The organism is Exiguobacterium sp. s192 (assembly GCF_018618795.1).
In the GTDB taxonomy this organism is placed as follows: Bacteria; Bacillota; Bacilli; order Exiguobacteriales; family Exiguobacteriaceae; genus Exiguobacterium_A; species Exiguobacterium_A undae.
In genome coordinates this window covers 1-1670 of sequence record NZ_JACSMS010000027.1, presented here as the reverse complement: position 1 = coordinate 1670, position 1670 = coordinate 1, and the positions used below count along the sequence as shown (strand labels likewise).

At 42.9% G+C, this 1670-nt stretch carries 1 protein-coding gene; it reads right to left on the bottom strand.

Annotation, left to right across the window (positions count from 1 at the left end; translation table 11 throughout):
* Window positions 1-46 precede the first annotated feature (46 nt).
* Window positions 47-1599 (bottom strand): IS3 family transposase gene (locus KNP87_RS17120; RefSeq protein ID WP_251135675.1). Its coding sequence is split into 2 segments (ribosomal slippage): window positions 47-954 and window positions 954-1599, totalling 1554 coding nucleotides; the frame shifts between segments, so codons are not numbered across the junction.
* Between the last annotated feature and the right edge of the window lie 71 nt (window positions 1600-1670).

Genomic DNA, 1670 nt, shown 5'->3' with positions numbered 1-1670 from the left:
CTGAACTACTCCCCGTCAAGTAGACAGGTAAAATAATATAAAATTTTTAAACGGCTTGAGCCCTGAATTCCAGCGGACTTAAGCCGTTTAATCGTTTTTGATACCGTAGCTCATTATAAAATCGAATGTAGCGTCGGATTGCATCGTGAAGTTCATCGAACTTCTCAAATGTATGAAGATAGTAGCTTTCACACTTTAGTGCTCCCCAAAAAGATTCGATTGGACCATTATCAATGCATTTACCGGCACGCGACATGCTTTGTGTGATCCCTGCTTCTTGAGTCATACGATGAAAGGCATTCGACGTATATTGAAACCCACGGTCACTATGAAGAAGAGGGGAACTACCCGAATCACCATCCAGAGCCAGTTTGAGCGTATCGAAGACGATCTGACTGTTATTCGAGCGACTCAGCACGAACGAGCGAATTGATCCATCATACAAATCCAGAATTGCACTTAAATAAGCCTTTTTTGAGACACCGTATTTAAATTCTGTGATATCTGTTAACCATTTCTGATTCGGTTTTTCCGCATTAAATTCACGATTCAGAAGATTTTCCGCCGTTTGTCCGGGTATGATTCTCATATATTTCGGTCGTGTTCGACGGATGACGCAACGAATGCCGGCGATCCGCATCAAGCGACGAACCCGTTTATGATTAATAGTTCTGTTAAATTGGCGATCTAGATTTAGGACCATTCGCTCACATCCATAGATTCCATTTACCGACTCATGAATAGATGTCAGCTCTTCAATGATCATGATATTCTCTTCTTCGCGTACCGTCGGTACACGATTCAACCATTTATAATAGGCGGCACGGGAGACGTCCGCAAAACGACAGAGGGCGACAATCGAATAGCCAAACTGGTCCACCAACGATTGTATAGCCTTGTACTTATCCAAATTTCGAACTTGGTCTAATCTCTCCCCCTTTCGAACTCCTCTAGCTTTTTTAAGAACTCATTTTCCATTCGAAGAAGCTCGTTCTCCTGCTCAACTTTCTTCATCTCGATGGAAAGGCGTTCCACGTCCGTCAGTTCCTCAAAAGGTTTCATACGTCCACGGCCATCCATCAGTCCGTCAATCCCGTTTTTTTCATACTTTTGAACCCACTTGTAGATTTGTTGGTAGGAGACCCGATGGGTCTTCGCAGTTTCTTTATATTTCTTTCCGTTTTTAAGACAGTCCTTGACTATACTGACGCGTTCTTCGAATGTCGTGATTCTTCCTTTGGTCATAGTGGATCGCTCCTTTAGTAATCTGCCTTCACTACGACCATTATAGTTTGAAATCCAACGTCTGAGTACGCTCGTACTGGAGATGTTTCGTTTTATGATGACGTCCATGACGGGCTCACCTTTTTCTAGCACGTCGCGCACAGCTCGGTCTTTAAATTCATTGGAATACTTCGTACATACTGATCGTTTTTCCAAAGCTGAGATACCGCCTTGACGATACATCTGTCTCCATCTGAGTAGAGTCGATTGTGTAACCCCGAAGAGTCTTGCGACTTCCCACAACGTGGACACACCTTCTTCATAGGTTTGGATGGCATCTAGTTTTTCACTAGCGGAACGCTTGAATTTGGACATAGAAAAAAGCTCCTTTCAAAAATAAACAGTTTTTCTTATTTCAACTGTCTACTTTTTGGGGAGCATATCAG